Raw genomic sequence first — 20,678 nt, forward strand, 5'->3', positions numbered from 1 at the left:
TCGATTTTTCCCAGAATGAGTTCCAGCCGCTGGCCGCGCGTATGCGCCCGACCACGCTGGCGCAGTATATCGGCCAGCAGCATCTGCTGGCCGCCGGCAAGCCGCTGCCGCGCGCCATCGAGGCCGGGCAGCTGCACTCGATGATTTTATGGGGGCCGCCGGGCACCGGGAAGACGACGTTGGCAGAGCTGATCGGCCGTTACGGTCAGGCGGATGTCGAACGGATCTCCGCCGTGACCTCCGGCATCAAGGAGATCCGCGAGGCGATCGAGCGGGCGCGGCAAAATCGCGACGCCGGCCGCCGCACCATCCTGTTCGTCGACGAAGTGCACCGTTTCAATAAGAGCCAGCAGGACGCTTTCCTGCCGCACATCGAAGACGGCACCATCACCTTTATCGGCGCCACTACCGAAAATCCGTCGTTCGAGCTGAACTCGGCGCTGTTGTCCCGCGCCCGCGTTTACCTGCTGAAGGCGCTGACCGCCGAAGATATCGGCCAGGTGCTGGATCAGGCGATGAGCGACAAGGCGCGCGGCTTTGGCAATCAGAACGTCGAGCTGCCCGCGGAAACGCGCCGCCTGCTGTCGGAGTTGGTGGGCGGCGATGCGCGCCGGGCGCTGAACAGCCTGGAAATGATGGCAGACATGGCGGAGCTCGACGCCAAAGGCGTGCGGGTGCTGACGCCGGAGCTGCTGAAAGAGGTGTCGGGCGAGCGCAGTGCGCGCTTCGACAACAAGGGCGACCGTTATTACGACCTGATTTCCGCGTTGCATAAATCAGTGCGCGGTTCGGCGCCGGACGCCGCGCTGTACTGGTATGCGCGTATCATTACCGCCGGCGGCGATCCGCTCTATGTGGCGCGCCGTCTGTTGGCGATTGCCTCTGAAGACGTGGGCAACGCCGATCCGCGCGGCATGCAGGTGGCGATCGCCGCCTGGGATTGTTTCACCCGCGTGGGGCCAGCAGAGGGCGAGCGCGCCATCGCGCAGGCGATTGTTTACCTGGCCTGCGCGCCGAAAAGCAATGCGGTTTACACCGCGTTCAAGGCCGCCATGCGCGACGCCAAAGAGCAGGCCGATTATGACGTGCCGGAGCACCTGCGCAACGCGCCGACCAAGCTGATGAAGGAGATGGGGCTGGGGGCGGAGTACCGTTACGCCCACGACGAACCCAACGCCTACGCCGCCGGCGAGAACTATTTCCCGCCCGAAATGGCCAAGACACGCTACTATCAACCGACCTCGCGTGGGCTTGAAGGGAAAATCGGCGAAAAGTTGGCATGGCTGGCTGAGCAGGATCAAAATAGCCCGACAAAACGCTACCGCTAGCGAGGCCGTTGCGGTAAGGTTAGCGGGTATCACTCTTCTTTTATGCGGCTATAAATCAGCCGCATAGAACAACAACACTTCTTTCAATAACAACAAGCACAGGATTAGCATGCTCGATCCCAATCTGCTGCGTAATGAGCTAGACGCAGTCGCCGTCAAACTGGCTCGCCGAGGCTTTAAACTCGATCTGGATCTGCTGCGTTCGCAGGAAGAACGCCGCAAAGTTCTGCAGGTAGAAACTGAAACGCTGCAAGCGGAACGCAACTCCCGATCGAAATCCATCGGCGCGGCCAAAGCGCGTGGGGAAGACATCGAGCCGCTGCGTCGCGAAGTGAACGAGCTGGGTGACAAGCTGGATGCCGCCAAGGCAGAGCTGGATACGCTGCAGAGCGAGATCCGCGATTACGCTTTGACGCTGCCTAACCTGCCGGACGACGCCGTGCCGGATGGTAAAGACGACAGTGAAAACCTGGAAGTCACCCGCTGGGGCGAACCGCGCCAGTACGACTTCGCGGTGCGCGATCACGTCGATCTGGGCGAAATGGCCGGCGGGCTGGATTTTGCCGCCGCGGTTAAGCTGACCGGTTCGCGCTTCGTGGTCATGAAGGGGCAAATCGCCCGCATGCACCGCGCGCTGTCCCAGTTCATGCTGGATCTGCACACCGAGCAGCACGGCTACCTGGAGGCCTACGTGCCTTACCTGGTCAACCACGCCACGCTGTACGGTACCGGCCAACTGCCGAAGTTCGGCGAAGACCTGTTCCATACCCGTCCGCTGGAAGAAGAAGCCGACAGCAGCAACTACGCGCTGATCCCAACGGCGGAAGTGCCGCTGACCAACCTGGTGCGCGACGAGATCGTCGAAGAGGAAACTCTGCCGCTGAAGATGACCGCGCACACGCCATGCTTCCGTGCGGAAGCCGGTTCTTACGGCCGTGACACCCGCGGTTTGATCCGCATGCACCAGTTCGACAAGGTCGAAATGGTGCAGATCGTCCGTCCGGAAGATTCGATGGATGCCCTGGAAGAGCTGACCGGCCATGCGGAAAAAGTGCTGCAGCTGCTGAACCTGCCTTACCGCAAGGTGCTGCTGTGCACCGGAGACATGGGCTTCGGCGCCTGCAAGACCTACGATCTGGAAGTGTGGCTGCCGGCGCAGAACACCTACCGCGAGATCTCGTCCTGCTCCAACATGTGGGACTTCCAGGCGCGCCGCATGCAGGCTCGCTGCCGCAGCAAGGCCGACAAGAAGCCGCGTCTGGTCCACACGCTGAACGGTTCCGGCCTGGCGGTCGGCCGTACGCTGGTGGCGGTGCTGGAAAACTACCAGCAGGCCGACGGTCGCATTCAGGTGCCTGAAGTGTTGCGTCCTTATATGGGCGGCCTGGAATACATCGGCTAAACGGCAAACTACGAGAAAAAAGCGCCTGCGGGCGCTTTTTTTATGTTGAGAATTCAGTCTGTCGTCAGTGCGTAAGCCTGTTGAATGTAGTCCGCAAGATGTTTGCTTTTCACCTCGCCGGACGAGTGGAGCTTGATGTGCCGCCGATACTGGCCGTTGCCTTCGAGCTGATGATGGCTGTCTGCCATCCGGTAGCCGTGGCCGAACTCCACCGTGACGTGATTGCGGTAGGCGAAAACGCCGCAGAAAAATTGAGTATGCGAGAACATGATGCCGCCGTATTTGACCGATTCGGTGACGCCGTTGCCGCTCGCCGCCGCGATCCGGCGCACCCGCTGCACGATGGCCAATAGCTCACCGTGCGTGCTGCCAATGTCCGCCAGCAGGGCCTCTACCGCCGCATCATTTGCCTGATTCATCCTGTCTCTCCATCGTCAAATCCGCTCTGCGCTCAGCATAGCGCTTTTTCAGCCGGTTAGCCGGAAACAAATCGTGCGGTGAAATGATAAGAGGCGATTGACTTTTTTATCGCCAGTGGCATGATGCGCGCACTCTCATTGCGCGTTCGGTCACAATTTCACTATGTCCGCATACTCCCGCCCAGTGCTCTTATTGCTCTGCGGCCTCTTGCTGCTCACGGTATCCATTGCCGTTTTGAATACGCTCGTGCCTCTTTGGTTAACGCATGCTCAGCTGTCAACCTGGCAGGTGGGAATGGTCAGCTCCTCTTATTTCAGCGGCAACCTGTTGGGCACGCTGGTGGCGGGCAAACTGATTCAGCGCGTCGGCTTTACCCGCAGCTATCATCTTTCTTGCCTGGTGTTTGCCGCCGCGACCGCCGGCATGGTGCTGTCGATCGATTTTTGGAGCTGGCTGGGCTGGCGTTTCTTCGCCGGCGTCGGCTGCGCCTGGATCTGGGTGATCGTGGAGAGCGCGCTGTTGCGCAGCGGTAACCTGAGCAACCGCGGCCAGCTGCTGGCGGCCTATATGATTGTCTATTACCTCGGTACGGTGACCGGGCAATTGCTGTTGAGCATGACCTCGACCGAATTGCTGCACGTGGTGCCGTGGGTGACCGCGATCGTGATCAGCGCCATGCTGCCAATGCTGTTTGCGCGGGTCAACCGCCATGAAGACGAGCCGCAGCAGGCGGCGGTGTGGACAATGTTAAGACGTCGCAGCGCGCGCCTCGGCATCAACGGCTGCATCATTTCCGGCATCGTGCTCGGTTCTCTGTATGGTCTGATGCCGCTGTATCTCTCCCATCAGGGCATGAGCGACGCCAACGTCGGTTACTGGATGGCGCTGCTGGTCAGCTCCGGCATCGTTGGGCAATGGCCGGTCGGGCGCTTGGCCGATCGTTATGGGCGCCTGCTGGTGCTGCGCATTCAGGTGTTCGTGGTGATCCTCGCCAGCGTGGCGATGCTCGGCAACTACGCCATGGCGCCTTCGCTGTTCATCCTCGGCTGCGCCGGCTTTACCCTGTATCCGGTGGCGATGTCCTGGGCCTGCGAGAAGGCGCTGCCGCACGAACTGGTGGCGATGAACCAGGCGCTGTTGATGAGTTACACCATCGGCAGCCTGCTGGGCCCGTCGATGACGGCGCTGCTGATGCAAAACTACTCCGACCGTGTGCTGTTCGTGATGATCGCCGCCGTAGCGCTGGTTTACCTGCTGATGCTGCTGAAAAAGCAGAAGCCGGATCACCACCACACGCCGTTCGCCGCCGCCTGAGCATAAAAAAACCGGCCATGAGCCGGTTTTTTCTTTTGGCGTGCGCCAATCAGTAAATCACTTTGTGACCGTAGCTTTCCAGGATGCCTTTGACGCGATCCATGGTCTCGGCCTTCGGCGGATGTACGCCGTCCAGTTTGTACTCTTCCCCCATCGCTATCCATTTATGCTTGCCCAGTTCGTGGTAGGGCAGCAGCTCGATTTTCTCGATGTTGGTCATGTCCTTGGTGAACTCGCCCAGCAGGTGTGCCGATTTGTCATCATCTGACCAGCCCGGCACCACCACGTAACGGATCCAGGTGCGTTGGTTACGTTTCGCCAGGTAGCGGGCGAATTCCAACGTGCGGTGGTTGGAGACGCCGACCAGATTCTGGTGGATATCGTCGTTCATCTGTTTCAGATCCAGCATCACCAGATCGGTGGTGTCCAGCAACTCGTCGATCACCGGATCGTAGCGGCGCACGAAGCCATTGGTGTCCAGGCAGGTATTGATGCCTTCGGCATGGCAGGCGCGGAACCAGTCGCGCACGAATTCAGCCTGCAGGATCGCCTCGCCGCCGGACGCGGTCACGCCGCCACCGGAAGCGTTCATGAAGTGGCGGTAGGCCACCGCGTCTTTCATCAGCTCTTCGACGGTCACTTCTTTGCCGCCGTGGGTGTCCCAGGTGTCGCGGTTATGGCAATAGAGGCAGCGCATCAGGCAGCCCTGGAAGAAGACGATAAAGCGGATCCCGGGCCCATCGACGGTGCCGCAGGATTCGAAGGAGTGGATGCGACCAGTTACTGACATTGCGGGGTTTTCTCCAATATTGACTGTCAAACGCAGTCTAAAAATAGGCGCGTGGCCGCCGGCCAGGTATCTGCGATGCAGCAGCGGGTGGAGCCGCCACCGGGGGTAATGATGCCTGTCGGCCGGTCAGTTGCCGGATAACTGTTTTGCCGGCTATCCATTCAGTATAGATGTCCGGCAAAACAGACTCTACAGAGTCAGGGGAGAGCGGTGGAAGAAAAGGGCCGGCAGAACCGGCCCTGACGTTGGCACCGGGCGGTTTCCCGCCCGGTTGGCGTATTACATCGTTTGAGTGAAGGTACGAGTAATGACGTCCTGCTGTTGCTCTTTGGTCAGCGAGTTGAAGCGCACGGCGTAACCGGAAACGCGGATGGTCAGCTGAGGGTATTTCTCAGGGTTTTCCATCGCGTCCAGCAGCATTTCGCGGTTCATTACGTTGACGTTCAGGTGCTGGCCGCCTTCGATGGAGGCTTCATGGTGGAAGTAACCATCCATCAGGCCCGCCAGGTTGGCTTTACGCACGTCGTCGTCTTTACCCAGCGCGTTAGGCACGATGGAGAAGGTGTAGGAGATCCCGTCTTTCGCGTAGGCAAACGGCAGTTTGGCTACCGAGGTCAGGGAGGCTACTGCGCCTTTCTGGTCGCGGCCGTGCATCGGGTTGGCACCTGGGCCGAACGGTGCGCCGGCGCGGCGGCCATCCGGGGTGTTACCGGTTTTCTTACCGTACACCACGTTGGAGGTGATGGTCAGTACGGACTGAGTCGGTACCGCATTGCGGTAGGTGCGCAGTTTCTGAATTTTCTTCATGAAACGTTCCACCAGGTCGCAAGCGATGTCATCGACGCGGGCGTCGTTGTTACCGAACTGCGGATACTCGCCTTCCACTTTGAAGTCGATGGCCAGGCCGTCTTCGTCGCGAATGGTGGTGACTTTCGCGTACTTGATGGCAGACAGGGAGTCGGCCGCCACGGACAGACCGGCGATGCCGCAAGCCATGGTGCGATAAACGTCACGGTCATGCAGCGCCATCAGCGCAGCTTCGTAGCTGTACTTGTCGTGCATGTAGTGAATGATGTTCAGCGCGGTCACGTATTGCTTGGCCAGCCAATCCATAAAGTGGTCCATGCGCGCCATGACTTTGTCATAGTCCAGCACTTCGTCCATCATCGGCGCTTCTTTCGGGCCGACCTGCATTTTCAGTTTTTCGTCAACGCCGCCGTTGATGGCGTACAGCATGGTTTTCGCCAAGTTGGCGCGGGCGCCGAAGAACTGCATTTGTTTGCCGACGATCATTGGGCTGACGCAGCAAGCGATGGCGTAGTCATCGTTGTTGAAGTCAGGACGCATCAGGTCGTCGTTTTCGTACTGAACGGAAGAGGTGTCGATGGACACTTTCGCCGCGAATTTCTTGAAGTTCAGCGGCAGCTTCTCAGACCACAGGATGGTCATGTTCGGCTCCGGAGACGGCCCCATGGTGTACAGGGTGTTCAGGAAGCGGAAGCTGTTTTTGGTGACCAGGGTACGGCCGTCGACGCCCATGCCGGCCAGGGATTCAGTCGCCCAGATTGGGTCGCCGGAGAACAGCTCATCGTACTCAGGAGTACGCAGGAAGCGCACCATACGCAGTTTCATCACCAGGTGGTCGATCAGTTCCTGCGCTTGCTCTTCGGTCAGTTTGCCCGCCTTGATGTCGCGCTCGATGAACACGTCGAGGAAGGTGGACACGCGGCCGAAGGACATGGCGGCGCCGTTCTGGGATTTCACCGCGGCCAGGTAGCCGAAGTAGGTCCACTGCACCGCTTCTTGGGCGCTGGTGGCCGGGCCAGAGATGTCGTAACCGTATTTGGCGGCCATCTCTTTGATCTGAGCCAGAGCGCGATGCTGTTCAGCGATCTCTTCGCGCAGCTGGATGGTCATTTCCAGGTCTTCGCCGTTTTCCAGTTTTTCCTGCAGCGATTTGAACTGGTTCAGCTTGTCGGCCATCAGGAAGTCGATGCCGTACAGCGCCACGCGGCGGTAGTCGCCGATGATGCGGCCACGGCCGTAAGCGTCTGGCAGACCGGTCAGCACGCCGGATTTACGGCAGTTCAGGATGTCTTTGGTGTAAACGTCGAATACGCCCTGGTTGTGGGTTTTACGGTATTCGGTGAACACTTTTTTCAGCTGCGGATCCAGTTCGCGGCCGTACACTTTGCACGAACCTTCGACCATTTTGATGCCGCCGAACGGGATCAGCGCGCGTTTCAGAGGGGCGTCGGTCTGCAGACCCACGATGGTTTCCAGCTCTTTGGCGATGTAACCCGCGTCGTGAGAAACGATGGTTGAAGCAACGTTGGTGTCGAAATCAACCGGCGCATGAGTGCGGTTTTCCAGTTTGATCCCTTCCATAACCTTGTCCCACAAGGTGGTGGTGGCTTGAGTTGCGCCAGCCAGGAAGGATTCGTCACCTTCATAAGGCGTGTAGTTTTTCTGGATGAAGTCACGAACGTTGACTTCATTCTGCCAGTCACCCTTGCTGAAACCTTCCCAAGCGTTGGCTAATTTCTCGTTAAGTTCGGTCATTGTACACCTACCTTTGATTGTGGATTTCTAACTCTGCGCGCGGTAACTCACAGCTTAGTGCTGTTCGCGGCCCCCGCGCAGATAAATTACCCAGTAAGTCAACCCAACCAGCAGACCGCCGCCGATGATGTTACCAATGGTGACCGGAATCAGGTTGTCGATGATGAAGTTGCTTACTGTCAGATGAGCGAATTGCTCAGGTACCGCCCCTACGGCTTGCCAGAATTCCGGCGTGGCGAAGTGTTTGACCACGATGCCCATAGGGATCATAAACATGTTGGCGATGCTGTGTTCGAAGCCGCTGGCGACAAACATACCGACCGGCAGCACCATGGCGAGCATCTTGTCGGTCAGGGTACGGCCGGAGTAGCTCATCCAGACCGCCAGGCAGACCATCAGGTTAGCCAGAATGCCGAGGCAGACGGCTTCGATAAAGGTGTGATGCAGCTTGTGGTCTGCGGTTTGCAGAACATTCAGGCCCCACTGGCCGTTGGCGACCATATACTCGCCGGAGAACCAGATCAGCGCCACGAAGAACAGCGCGCCGACCAGGTTGCCGAGATAAACGTTCAGCCAGTTGGCGCCCAGTTGGCCCCAGCTGATGCGGCCGCTGGCCTTGGCGATGACGATAAGCACGGTAGAGGTGAACAGGTCGGCGCCCGACACTACCACCAGCATTAACCCGAGAGAGAAGCAGATGCCGCCGACCAGTTTCGCCAGCCCGAAAGGCACGCCGGCGGTGCCGGTGGTCGCCGTGATGTAGAAAACGAAGGCGATGGAAATGAAGACACCGGCGGTGATCGCCAAATAAAACGTTTTCAGCGGATGTTTGGTGGCTTTATACACGCCGGCATCTTCAGCGATTTTCGCCGTTGCCGCAGGTAAAATCAGATCGAATGGGCTGTCAGTTTTCAAACTAACTCTCGCTCTTAAGGGTTAAAACAACGCAATGAGATACTAGCAAAGCAGTATAGGGGAAAATTTGATTTGGATCATAAGGCGGGGAAGTAGAGCGCCAAAATGACATGCTTTCTGTGTGGTTTTTGTAGGTAATTAATTGAATTTAAACAAAAAACAATTTTTTAATGTTTGCAATTTTTTTTGAATTCACCCGGTGTGCCGAGGGTGTCAAAGTTAAATTTTTAGGCGTTTTGTCGCTGTTCGTCGCTGAAAGTTTAATTATCGGTTAATTATTATTTCACCGTCCGGCAACAATCGCCGGTTTATTTATTCTTATGCTCGTTTAACCGCCTATTTTCCTGCGGGAAAATAAAACAGAATGCGTTGAAATAAACCGCAAAATGAAAACGCCGCAGCGGAGTGCGGCGTTTGACCGGGGAGGGTACCCCAAAAGTGGCGGTACCCCCAATGGCGATTAGGCCTTGGCCCAGTGGCGGCGTTTGGCCGCCTGCAGCTTCTCGTAGGCCGCCAGCAGCGCCTGATGGGCCGGCAGCGCCTTCAGCTCGGCATCGACGGCGAACAGCCCGTTGAAGCGTTCTTCACCGCTGATGGCGGCCGAGGCCGCGTCCACCGCTTCCTGGCCGTACATTTTCACGAACGCGGTGTAGTATTGCGCCGCTTCGCGCTCAGGCTCCTGCGCCAGCAGCAACAGCGTTTGCAGGCAGCGGTAGTAGTTGCTGCGCGCCGGGCTCAGCACCGAGGCGTTGAAGTCCTGCGTCCATTCGGTCCAAATCAGCGCCTGATCCAGATCGCCGCCCGCCAGTGCCAGCATCGACTTCAGCTCGCCCACGCGCAGGGTATGCCAGGCGTTGTCTTTGCCGCTGGCAATACCCAGCAGTTCGCGTACGCGGGTGAAATCGTCCAGCCCTTCATCGTCCAACTGCTCGATCAGCGCCAGGTATTCTTCCGGCTCCCACTCGCTGCCCGGCAGCGCCAGCAGCGTATCGCGCAGGTGCGCGCCCATGCTGTTGTTGGCCAGCAGCAGGTCTTCTGCCGGGTAGATATCGGACATGCCCGGCACGATGATGCGGCAAGCGTAGACGCCCAGGTGCTCGTAGTCGGCGATGTACACTTCCGCGTCTTCTTTGTCGAAGATGCTCATCAGGGTGGCGAACTCTTCCTGCGTGCTGCCGCTGAAGCTCCAGTCAACGAACGGATAGTCCGCATCCTGCTTGAACAGATCCCAGGAGATCAGGCCGCTGGAGTCGATGAAGTGCGTTTCCAGGTTGGTGTGTTCCGCCACTTCTTCGTCATCGAAGGTCGGTGCGGTGAACACGTCGAGATCTTTCAGGCTGCGGCCCTGCAGCAGCTCGGTTACCGTGCGCTCCAGCGCCACGCCGAAGTCCGGGTGCGCGCCGAACGAGGCGAAGCAGGTGCCGTTGGTCGGGTTGAATAGCACCACGCAGATCACCGGGTAGTTGCCGCCCAGCGAGGCGTCGTAGGAGAGGATCGGGAAACCTTCCTCTTCCAGCTTGGCGATGGCTTCCACCACGCCCGGGTAGCGGTTCAGCACTTCGTCCGGGATCGCCGGCAGGCTGATGGATTCGGCGATGATGCGGTTTTTCACATAGCGCTCGAACACTTCCGACAGGCCCTGCACCCGCGCTTCGTTGGCGGTGTTGCCGGCGGACATACCGTTGGAAACATACAGGTTGCCGATGATATTCATCGGAATGTACACGGTTTGCTGGTCGGACTGACGGGTAAACGGCAGCGCGCACACGCCGCGATCGGCATTACCGGACTGCAGATCGACAAGATCGCTGGCGCTCAGCTCTTGCTGCGGATCGTAGAAGGCGTGCAGACGCTCGTCGAGGATGCCGGCCGGCAGCGTATCGTCCGCCGGGATCGGGAACCATTTCTCATTCGGGTAGTGCACGAAGTCGCCTTCGGCGATCTGCCGGCCCAGATAGAAATCGGCGAAGAAGTAGTTGGTGGACAGGCGCTCGAAATATTCACCCAGCGCGGAGGCCAGCGCGGCTTTTTTGCTGGCGCCTTTGCCGTTGGTGAAGCACAGCGGGCAATCGCGATCGCGAATGTGCACCGACCACACGTGCGGCACTGGATTCAGCCAGGAGGCCTCTTCGATGTTGAAACCGAGGTCGCTCAGTTTCTGCTGGAAACGGGCGATGGAGTCTTCCAGAGCGGCGTCTTTACCGGGGATAAAAGTTTGCGTCATTGTCTTCACTTTTTGCGCGTACTAAAAACGCGCAATGATACGGGGTTTTACGCTGGAGCTCCACGTATTCCTAAAGCGGTGGCAAAGTCACAGTTTTTTTAAGGATAAAGGCCATAATTCAGCGAGTTATCTGTCACGGAGAAATCTAATGAAATCAGTGAAACTCAGCGTGTTAACCCTCTTGTTGACCGGCGTCAGCGCCTCGGCGCTGGCGCTGCCCAACATCACCCTGCTGGCGACAGGCGGCACCATCGCCGGTGGCGGCGATTCGGCGACGAAATCTAACTATACCGCGGGCAAGCTGGGTGTCGAGGCGCTGGTCGATGCGGTGCCGGCGCTGAAAGATATCGCCAACGTGCAGGGGGAGCAGGTGGTGAACATCGGCTCGCAGGACATGAACGATCAGGTCTGGCTGACGCTGGTGAAGAAAATTGACGCCGACTGCGGCAAAACCGACGGCTTCGTCATCACCCACGGCACCGATACGCTGGAAGAGACGGCCTATTTCCTCGATCTGACGGTGAAGTGCGACAAGCCGGTGGTGCTTGTCGGGGCGATGCGGCCGGCGACGGCGATGAGCGCCGATGGCCCGTTCAACCTGTATAATGCGGTGGTGACGGCGGCAGATCCGCAATCGGCCAACCGCGGGGTGCTGGTGGCGATGAACGACACCGTGCTGGACGCGCGCGACGTCACCAAGACCAATACCACCGCCGTGCAGACCTTCCAGTCGCCGAACTTTGGCCCGCTCGGGTATATCCACAACGGCAAGGTCGATTACCAGCGCTCACCGCAGCGCAAGCATACCCGTGATACGCCGTTCGACGTCAGCAAGCTGAACGAACTGCCGAAGGTCGGCATCGTCTACAACTACGCCAACGCCTCCGATGCGCCGGTCAAGGCGCTGATCGCCGAAGGGTACCAGGGCATCGTCAGCGCCGGGGTCGGCAACGGCAACCTGTATAAAACGGTGTTCGACACACTGGCGACGGCGGCACACAACGGCGTGGCGGTGGTGCGTTCTTCGCGCGTACCGACCGGCGCCACTACCGAAGATGCGGAAGTGGACGACGCCAAGTACGGCTTCGTGGCCGCCGGCACGCTGAATCCGCAAAAAGCGCGCATTTTGCTGCAGCTCGCGCTGACGCAAGCCAAAGACGCGAAGCAAATCCAGCAGATGTTCAATCAGTACTGATCGTTTTCTCTCCTGCGGGGGCCGACCGGGTTCCCGCAGCCATCTCGGCTGAATACAGCATAAAGCACCGCGTTAACCCGCTGAATTTCCCCATGTCGCAGGGTTTTATCGTCCAAACAATCGCGATGGCCGCAGAGCCTGTCATCACCCGGCGAGACCGTTTGCCGCCGGCGGGCGAATAAGCGTTGCAGCCATGGGGCGTGAGTGATAAAACCGATGGGTTGGTTAACGCGAGCGTTAACTTCGGGCATCTTTTCGACAGGTCGCTTTTCTGCGGCGAACAGTGAATGTGGTGAGGGGAAATGACTCAGGTTTATAATTTTAGCTCTGGCCCGGCGATGCTGCCGGTGGAAGTGTTGCGTCGTGCGGAACAGGAACTGTGCAACTGGCACGGCCTGGGCACGTCAGTGATGGAGATCAGTCACCGCAGCAAAGAATTCATCGCCGTTGCCGAGCAGGCGGAACAGGATCTGCGCGATCTGCTGAAAGTCCCCTCCAACTATAAGGTGCTGTTTTGCCACGGCGGCGCCCGCGCACAATTTGCCGCTCTGCCGCTGAACCTGCTGGGCGACAAGGCTACCGCCGACTATATCGACGGCGGCTATTGGGCGCACAGCGCCATCAAGGAAGCGGAAAAGTATTGCGCTCCGAACGTCATCGACGTGAAAACCCGCATCGACGGCCTGAGCGGCATCAAGCCGATGAAAGAGTGGCAACTCAGCGCCGACGCGGCTTATGTGCACTATTGCCCGAATGAGACCATCGACGGCGTGGCCATCGATGAAACGCCGGACTTCGGCGACAAAGTGGTGATCGGCGATTACTCCTCGACCATCCTGTCCCGCCCGCTCGACGTCAGCCGCTTCGGCGTGATTTACGCCGGCGCGCAGAAAAATATCGGCCCGGCCGGCCTGACGCTGGTGATCGTGCGTGACGATCTGCTGGGCAAGGCGCGCAAAGAAGTGCCGTCGATCCTCGACTACACCGTGCTGGCCGAGAACGATTCGATGTTCAACACCCCGCCGACCTTCGCCTGGTACCTGTCCGGGCTGGTGTTCAAATGGCTGAAAGAGCAGGGCGGCCTGGTGGAGATGCAAAAACGCAATCAGGCCAAGGCCGAGCTGCTGTACGCGACCATCGATAAATCCGACTTCTACCGCAGCCAGGTGGCCATCGCCAACCGCTCGTGGATGAACGTGCCGTTCCAACTGGCCGATGCGGCGCTGGACAAAGTGTTCCTCAGCGAAGCCGAGGCCATCGGCCTGCAGGCGCTGAAAGGCCACCGGGTAGTTGGCGGCATGCGCGCTTCTATTTACAATGCGATGCCGCTGGCCGGCGTGCAGGCGCTGACCGACTTCATGGCCGACTTCGAACGTCGTCACGGTTGATTCCGTCAGCCCGCCAGGCGCGGGCTGCCTCAGGCTGTTGTCCTTTTGCATTAAAGCGGCTCCGGCATTATTCCGGAGCCGTTTCGTTTATCAGAATTGGAGAGTTTTGTTCACATGGTGGATTCCCTGACGTTACAACCGGTCGCCCTGGTCAATGGCACCGTCAACTTACCCGGCTCGAAGAGCGTTTCTAACCGCGCTCTGCTGCTGGCGGCGCTGGCGAAAGGCACGACCCGGCTGACTAACCTGCTGGACAGCGACGACGTGCGTCATATGCTGAACGCGTTGCAGGCGTTGGGTGTGAACTATCAACTTTCCGCCGATCGTACCGTGTGCGAAGTGACCGGCGTGGCCGGGCCGCTGGTGGCCGGCCAGCCGCTGGAACTGTTCCTCGGCAACGCCGGTACGGCGATGCGCCCATTGGCGGCGGCGCTGTGCCTCGGCGAAGGCGACGTGGTGTTGACCGGTGAACCGCGCATGAAAGAGCGCCCGATCGGCCATCTGGTGGACGCGTTGCGCCAGGGCGGGGCGCAGATTGATTATCTCGAGCAGACCGATTACCCGCCGATTCGCCTGCGCGGCGGCTTCCTGGGCGGCGACGTCACCGTTGACGGCAGCGTCTCCAGCCAGTTCCTGACCGCGTTGCTGATGACCGCGCCGCTGGCGCCGCAGGATACGCAGATCCACATCAAGGGCGAGTTGGTTTCCAAGCCGTACATCGACATCACGCTGCATCTGATGCGTACCTTCGGCGTATCGGTGAGCCACGACAACTACCGGGTGTTCCATATCCAAGGGCGCCAGACGTATATCGCGCCGGGCGATTATCTGGTTGAGGGCGACGCTTCTTCCGCCTCCTACTTCCTGGCGGCGGCTGCGATCAAAGGCGGCACCGTGCGCGTGACCGGCATCGGCCGCAAAAGCGTGCAGGGCGACACCAAGTTCGCCGATGTTCTGGAGAAAATGGGCGCGTGCATCACCTGGGGCGACGATTTCATCGAGTGCAGCCGCGGTGAACTGCACGGCATCGACATGGACATGAACCACATTCCGGACGCGGCGATGACTATCGCCACCGCGGCGTTGTTCGCCGAGGGGCCGACCACCATACGCAATATCTACAACTGGCGGGTGAAGGAGACCGACCGTCTGGCGGCGATGGCCACCGAGCTGCGTAAAGTGGGGGCGGAAGTGGACGAGGGTGAAGACTACATTCACGTCGTGCCGCCGGCCAAACTGCAGTTTGCCGAGATCGGTACCTACAACGATCACCGCATGGCGATGTGCTTCTCGCTGGTGGCGCTGTCGGATACCCCGGTCACCATTCTCGATCCGAAATGCACCGCGAAAACCTTCCCGGATTATTTCGAGCAGTTGGCGCGCATCAGCCAGCCGGCGTAGTAACCCGTCAAATCGTTTATTTTAAGGCCCCTTTGTGGGCCTTTATCGTTTTTAACCTTCGGCGACCGGCGTTTCTTCTATACTTTTTCGCGGTTGTGCGCTTATTTTCAACAACCGGACAGTTCCAGGGTAACAGATTGCCGTAGGGCAGCGTATAATACGCCACCGTATTTGCCCCTGATTGGGCAGGTGGCAGAGCGCACGGGCTTCGAGTCGAAGCGTGCCGTGTCTCTGTGAGGTTTTCTACCTGAAGGAGAGAGAAATGACGGCTACAGCCCCGGTGATAACCGTTGATGGACCAAGTGGCGCAGGCAAAGGCACGCTGTGTAAAGCGTTGGCCGAGTCCCTTGGTTGGCGTTTGCTGGATTCCGGCGCGATCTATCGCGTGCTGGCGCTGGCGGCGTTGCATCATCAGGTGGATATCACTTCTGAGGAAGCGCTGGTTCCGCTGGCCGCACATCTCGATGTTCGCTTCGTTGCCCAGGACGGCAAGCTGCAGGTGATTTTGGAAGGTGAGGACGTCAGCAATGAGATCCGCACCGAAACCGTCGGCAACACCGCGTCGCAAGCGGCGGCGTTTCCTCGCGTGCGCGAGGCGTTGCTGCGCCGCCAGCGCGCATTCCGCGAAGCGCCCGGCCTGATTGCCGACGGTCGCGATATGGGCACGGTGGTGTTCCCGGACGCGCCGGTCAAGATTTTCCTCGACGCCAGCTCGGAGGAGCGCGCACACCGCCGCATGCTGCAGTTGCAGGAGAAGGGCTTTAATGTTAACTTTGAACGTCTTTTAGCCGAGATAAAGGAGCGGGACGACCGTGACCGTAATCGGCCTATCGCGCCTCTGGTGCCTGCTTCTGACGCCCTCGTGCTGGATTCTACCAGTATGTCGATCGAAGAAGTGATCCGGCAGGCGTTGACGTATGCACAGAAAGTGTTGGCGTTGCCGCAGCAATAAGCGCGGCGGCGCTATTGGCTTTTTGTCATATTTGTCATAGCGGTATCGCAATATATCGGGTAAAATTTTACCCCTGTAACCTTAAACCCTGTCGGCATGGAGCCAATGGCGGGGTATGTGAAACAACCCCATTCGGCGGGACGCTAAATGGACGTTAAACTAAAGAACCCTGAAGATTAACAACATGACTGAATCTTTCGCTCAACTCTTTGAAGAATCCTTAAAAGAAATCGAAACCCGCCCGGGTTCCATCGTTCGTGGCGTCGTTGTTGCTATCGACAAAGATATCGTACTGGTTGACGCCGGTCTGAAATCTGAGTCTGCCATCCCGGCTGAGCAATTCAAAAACGCCCAGGGCGAGCTGGAAATCCAGGTTGGTGACGAAGTTGACGTTGCTCTGGATGCTGTTGAAGACGGCTTCGGTGAAACCCTGCTGTCCCGTGAGAAAGCTAAGCGTCACGAAGCTTGGATCACGCTGGAAAAAGCCTACGAAGAAGCTGAGACTGTAACCGGTGTTATCAACGGCAAAGTGAAGGGTGGCTTCACCGTCGAGCTGAACGGCATCCGCGCGTTCCTGCCAGGTTCCCTGGTTGACGTGCGTCCGGTACGTGACACTCTGCACCTGGAAGGCAAAGAGCTTGAGTTCAAAGTCATCAAGCTGGATCAGAAGCGCAACAACGTTGTCGTTTCTCGCCGTGCGGTTATCGAATCCGAGAACAGCGCTGAGCGCGATCAACTGCTGGAAAACCTGCAGGAAGGCATGGAAGTTAAAGGTATCGTTAAGAACCTCACTGACTACGGTGCATTCGTTGATCTGGGCGGCGTAGACGGCCTGCTGCACATCACTGACATGGCTTGGAAACGCGTTAAGCACCCAAGCGAAATCGTCAATGTTGGCGATGAAATCACTGTTAAAGTGCTGAAGTTCGACCGCGAGCGTACTCGTGTATCCCTGGGCCTGAAACAGCTGGGCGAAGATCCATGGGTTGCTATCGCGAAACGTTACCCAGAAGGCACCAAGCTGACTGGCCGTGTAACCAACCTGACTGATTACGGCTGCTTCGTGGAAATCGAAGAAGGCGTTGAAGGTCTGGTACACGTTTCTGAAATGGATTGGACCAACAAAAACATCCATCCGTCCAAAGTTGTTAACGTGGGCGACGTAGTGGAAGTGATGGTTCTGGACATCGATGAAGAACGTCGTCGTATCTCCCTGGGCCTGAAGCAGTGCAAATCCAACCCATGGCAGCAGTTCGCAGAGACCCACAACAAGGGCGACCGCGTTGAAGGTAAAATCAAGTCTATCACTGACTTCGGTATCTTCATCGGCCTGGACGGCGGCATCGACGGCCTGGTTCACCTGTCTGACATCTCCTGGAACGTTGCAGGCGAAGAAGCAGTACGTGAATACAAGAAAGGCGACGAAATCGCTGCGGTTGTTCTGCAAGTTGACGCAGAGCGCGAGCGTATCTCCCTGGGCGTGAAGCAGCTGGCTGAAGACCCGTTCAATAACTACCTGTCTATGAACAAGAAAGGTGCTATTGTTACTGGTAAAGTCACTGCAGTTGACGCCAAAGGTGCTACAGTTGAATTGGCAGGCGGCGTAGAAGGTTACCTGCGTGCATCTGAAGCCTCTCGCGACCGCATTGAAGATGCAACTCTGGTTCTGAACGTAGGTGACGAAGTTGAAGCTAAATTCACCGGCGTTGACCGTAAGAACCGCGTTGTAAGCCTGTCCGTACGTGCTAAGGACGAAGCTGACGAGAAAGACGCCATCGCAACTGTTAACAACAAACAGGAAGAAGGCAACTTCTCTAACGCAATGGCTGAAGCTTTCAAAGCGGCTAAAGGCGAGTAATGACGGGGGGCGGTTTCTGACCGCCCCGATACGGTAGTTTAGCTGCAAAGCTTGGAGGTACTATGACCAAGTCTGAACTTATTGAAAGACTTGCTGGCCAGCAATCTCATATTCCGGCGAAGGCCGTTGAGGATGCAGTGAAAGAGATGCTTGAGCACATGGCCGCTACGCTGGCCGAGGGCGAACGCATTGAGATCCGCGGATTCGGCAGTTTTTCTCTTCACTACCGTGCCCCGCGTGTAGGTCGCAACCCGAAAACCGGTGACAAAGTTGAGCTGGACGGCAAGTACGTTCCTCACTTCAAACCAGGCAAAGAGTTGCGTGACCGCGCCAATATCTATGGCTAGTCGCTGACTGCTCATAGCGTTGTTGCTTGAAAAGAATATAAAACGGTGCCTTTAAGGCGCCGTTTTTTTTCGCCTGCGGTTCTCCCTGCTCCGCTTAGGAATTGCGCACCGCGCCGCATTTACGATGTTGCTCCTGCATAGATCTCTCTTATCCTGCCATGTTCACCGCATCTTCATTAAAGCCCGCTGGCGGTGACATGTCGGCTGAATGATCCTGCTTGCTTGCCATGACGCGCTTTTGCTCATGGCGGAGCCGATGGGAGAAGATCGATCAAAATTTCGCTGGATCTGGCGATACTCGCCGTTATCTGCGGCATCCTGCCGCTGCTGGTTTTACCTCAGTTGCCTGAGCAATGGCAGCTGTGGCCGATGCTGTTTGTCGCCTGTTTACTGCTGCGCACCCGTTGGCCGTGCTGCCGTTATTTGGCCTGCCTGGGATTGGGATTCATATGGGCGGTTTTCAACGCCGGAAGCCTGCTCGGGCAAATGGAGCGCCTAAGCCGCATGCCGGACATGATGGCGGTGGTGCAGGTGAGCAGCGTCGCGCTGGAGCCTGCCGTCAATAAGCAGGCGCTGATGCGCATCGAGCGGATAGATGGTCATTGGTTGGTACCTGCATTGACGTTTACCACGCTATGGGCTCCTGAGCAGCAGCGCCTGTGCGCCGGGCAGCGTTGGCAATTGAAACTGCGTTTGCGGCCGGTGCATGGCAAACTCAATGAAGGCGGCTTCGACAGCCAACGTTGGGCGATCGCGCAGCGCCAGCCGTTAACTGGCCAAGTCAGGCAGGCTCGTTTGCTGGATGGCGATTGCGGCTTACGCCAGCGCATAATCAGCCATGCGGAAACCAATATCGGCGAGCTGCGTTACAAGGCAGTATTGCTGGCGTTGGCATTTGGGGAGCGAACCGCACTGGAGCAGGCTTTACGCATGCTGATGTTGAAAACCGGCATCGCGCACTTGATGGCAATCTCAGGGTTGCATGTGGCGATGGTCGCCATCTTGTTCTGGGTTACATTGCGTGCGCTGCAGCTTTTTCTTCCTTCTCATCTAATTGGCTATCGCTTTCCGCTGGTCGCGGGCTGGGTGGCGACGCTGATCTATGTCTGGTTGGTAGGCGCCCAGCCGCCGGCGGTGCGCACCGCGTTGGCGATGACGCTGTGGATGCTGCTGCGCTTGCGCGGCGTCCATTGTTCTTCTTGGCAAGTGTGGCTGTGGTGTGTCGGGCTTATTTTACTGTGCGATCCGCTGGCGGTCTTGTCAGACAGTTTCTGGCTGTCGGTACTGGCGGTGGGGTGCCTGATTTTTTGGTTCGAATGGGCACCGCTCGGCGAGCGATTCCGATCGGCCTGGTATTGGGCACCGGTGCGTTGGCTGCATATTCAGCTCGGTATGACGTTGCTGCTGGTGCCGATGCAGGCCGCGCTGTTTCTGGGCCTGACGCTGACCTCGCTGCCGGCCAATTTGTGGGCGGTACCGATTGTCTCATTGGTGTCGGTGCCGCTGATTTTGCTGGCGGTGATGTTCGGTTTCTTCCCTTCGTTAAGCTACGGACTATGGTGGCTGGCGGACTTCACGCTGCAGTGGGTATTTGTACCTCTGAATTACCTGCAACGTGGTTGGGTGGATTTGGGGGCGGCTTCGCTGTTGGCCAGCGCGGCGGGATGGCTCATCGTCGTCTGTTGGCGCTTTCATTGGTGGTGGCGTTATGCGTCGGGACTGGCGACGATAGCGATATGCTGCGTGCTGTGGCGGGAAAAAGAACCGACTTACCGCTGGCGAGTCGATATGCTTGATGTCGGGCACGGTTTGGCGGTGGTCATTGAACAAAACGGTAAGGGAGTACTGTATGATACTGGCGATCGTTGGCCGGGTGGCAGTGCCGCCGAGCGGCATATTTTGCCAATGCTGAACTGGCGGAGTATTGAACTGGAACAGATCATTATCAGCCATGACCACCTCGATCATACCGGTGGGGCACCTGCTGTGCGGCGGGTGTTTCCACAGGCTACGGTGCGCAGCCCGATGCGCGGGGAGGGGCACTTGCCCTGCGTCGCCGGTGAGCGCTGGCGCTGGCAGGCGTTGCAATTCGAGGTGCTGTGGCCGCCGAAAACGCGTAAAAAGCCGGGCAATGACGACTCTTGCGTGATCCGTATCGACGACGGGAAACACAGCCTGCTGCTTACCGGTGATGCGGAAAAAAAGGCGGAGGCGCAGCTGCTCCGATTGCGGCGCGATCGCTTGGCGGCGACGGTGTTGCAGGTGGGGCACCATGGCAGCAGAACCTCCTCCACGCCGCCGTTTCTGCGCGCGGTCAATCCTCAGGCGGCATTGGCGTCAGCATCTCGTTACAACAAATGGCGTTTGCCGGCGCGCAAAGTGGTCGCCAGATACCGGGCAAATGGCATTATATGGCGCGATACGACGCGCTCCGGCCAGTTATCGGTACTTTTTTTCGACAATGATTGGCAAATTAAAGGCTTTCGCGAACAATTAATGCCCCGTTGGTACCATCAGCGGTTTGGCGTAGAGGGTGATAATGAGTAAAATAGGCCGCTATTTCTTCCGATGCTGGTATTTGC

Annotated in this window: 15 protein-coding genes; 10 read left to right on the plus strand and 5 right to left on the minus strand. The window is 58.2% G+C overall.

Translation table 11 applies throughout. The features are described 5' to 3' along the window. Nucleotides 1-41 precede the first annotated feature (41 nt). Nucleotides 42-1,328 (plus strand): replication-associated recombination protein A, encoded by a 1,287-nt coding sequence (locus tag QMZ29_RS23535; protein ID WP_049204286.1) that lies wholly within the window; start codon nt 42-44, stop codon nt 1,326-1,328. A gap of 109 nt (nt 1,329-1,437) precedes the next feature. After that, nucleotides 1,438-2,730 (plus strand): serine--tRNA ligase, encoded by a 1,293-nt coding sequence (gene serS / locus QMZ29_RS23540; protein WP_025302270.1) that lies wholly within the window; start codon nt 1,438-1,440, stop codon nt 2,728-2,730. A gap of 53 nt (nt 2,731-2,783) precedes the next feature. Here serS and QMZ29_RS23545 read toward each other — a convergent pair whose 3' ends face one another. Beyond that, entirely contained in the window at nt 2,784-3,149 is a 366-nt protein-coding gene (locus tag QMZ29_RS23545; RefSeq protein WP_261423684.1) for a DUF1801 domain-containing protein, read from the minus strand. A gap of 163 nt (nt 3,150-3,312) precedes the next feature. Between QMZ29_RS23545 and QMZ29_RS23550 the strand changes: the two genes are divergently transcribed. Beyond that, nucleotides 3,313-4,464 (plus strand): MFS transporter, encoded by a 1,152-nt coding sequence (locus QMZ29_RS23550; protein WP_033637849.1) that lies wholly within the window; start codon nt 3,313-3,315, stop codon nt 4,462-4,464. A 49-nt stretch (nt 4,465-4,513) separates the two neighbouring features. On the opposite strand, the gene pflA is transcribed toward QMZ29_RS23550, so the two are convergent. The 4 genes from pflA to ycaO form a co-directional block, all read right to left on the minus strand. Then, nucleotides 4,514-5,254: a pyruvate formate lyase 1-activating protein gene (gene pflA, locus QMZ29_RS23555; RefSeq protein ID WP_016928325.1), complete on the minus strand. Its 741-nt coding sequence runs from the start codon at nt 5,252-5,254 to the stop codon at nt 4,514-4,516. 279 nt (nt 5,255-5,533) lie between these two features. Next, complete coding sequence (pflB, locus tag QMZ29_RS23560; RefSeq protein WP_004928286.1) at nt 5,534-7,816, minus strand: formate C-acetyltransferase; 2,283 nt, start codon at nt 7,814-7,816, stop codon at nt 5,534-5,536. A gap of 54 nt (nt 7,817-7,870) precedes the next feature. Continuing rightward, nucleotides 7,871-8,731, minus strand: a complete 861-nt coding sequence (focA, locus tag QMZ29_RS23565) for a formate transporter FocA (protein ID WP_019454548.1) — start codon at nt 8,729-8,731, stop codon at nt 7,871-7,873. Between the two features lie 460 nt (nt 8,732-9,191). Continuing rightward, nucleotides 9,192-10,955 carry a 30S ribosomal protein S12 methylthiotransferase accessory factor YcaO gene (gene ycaO / locus QMZ29_RS23570; RefSeq protein ID WP_261423683.1) on the minus strand — a complete coding sequence of 588 codons (1,764 nt, stop codon included), beginning with the start codon at nt 10,953-10,955 and terminating at the stop codon, nt 9,192-9,194. 148 nt (nt 10,956-11,103) lie between these two features. Here ycaO and ansB point away from each other — a divergent pair, with 148 nt between their 5' ends. The 7 genes from ansB (at nt 11,104) to QMZ29_RS23605 (ending at nt 20,643) form a co-directional block, all read left to right on the plus strand. Further along, nucleotides 11,104-12,150, plus strand: coding sequence for an L-asparaginase 2 (gene ansB, locus QMZ29_RS23575; RefSeq protein ID WP_043137688.1), 1,047 nt, complete (start codon nt 11,104-11,106; stop codon nt 12,148-12,150). Nucleotides 12,151-12,452: 302 nt separating this feature from the next. Continuing rightward, nucleotides 12,453-13,538, plus strand: coding sequence for a 3-phosphoserine/phosphohydroxythreonine transaminase (gene serC, locus QMZ29_RS23580; protein ID WP_033633446.1), 1,086 nt, complete (start codon nt 12,453-12,455; stop codon nt 13,536-13,538). A 114-nt stretch (nt 13,539-13,652) separates the two neighbouring features. Beyond that, entirely contained in the window at nt 13,653-14,939 is a 1,287-nt protein-coding gene (gene aroA, locus QMZ29_RS23585) for a 3-phosphoshikimate 1-carboxyvinyltransferase (RefSeq protein ID WP_261423682.1), read from the plus strand. 262 nt (nt 14,940-15,201) lie between these two features. After that, the gene (gene cmk, locus QMZ29_RS23590; RefSeq protein ID WP_004928270.1) at nt 15,202-15,891 is read left to right on the plus strand and encodes a (d)CMP kinase; all 690 of its coding nucleotides are present in this window, start codon (nt 15,202-15,204) and stop codon (nt 15,889-15,891) included. Between the two features lie 184 nt (nt 15,892-16,075). After that, the gene (gene rpsA, locus QMZ29_RS23595; RefSeq protein ID WP_004928267.1) at nt 16,076-17,749 is read left to right on the plus strand and encodes a 30S ribosomal protein S1; all 1,674 of its coding nucleotides are present in this window, start codon (nt 16,076-16,078) and stop codon (nt 17,747-17,749) included. 62 nt (nt 17,750-17,811) lie between these two features. Further along, nucleotides 17,812-18,096: an integration host factor subunit beta gene (ihfB, locus tag QMZ29_RS23600; protein ID WP_004928264.1), complete on the plus strand. Its 285-nt coding sequence runs from the start codon at nt 17,812-17,814 to the stop codon at nt 18,094-18,096. Between the two features lie 270 nt (nt 18,097-18,366). Continuing rightward, nucleotides 18,367-20,643, plus strand: coding sequence for a ComEC family protein (locus tag QMZ29_RS23605; protein WP_392396788.1), 2,277 nt, complete (start codon nt 18,367-18,369; stop codon nt 20,641-20,643). Nucleotides 20,644-20,678 lie beyond the last annotated feature (35 nt).

This window comes from Serratia sp. PF-27 (genome assembly GCF_030053255.1).
Taxonomy (GTDB): domain Bacteria; phylum Pseudomonadota; class Gammaproteobacteria; order Enterobacterales; family Enterobacteriaceae; genus Serratia; species Serratia bockelmannii.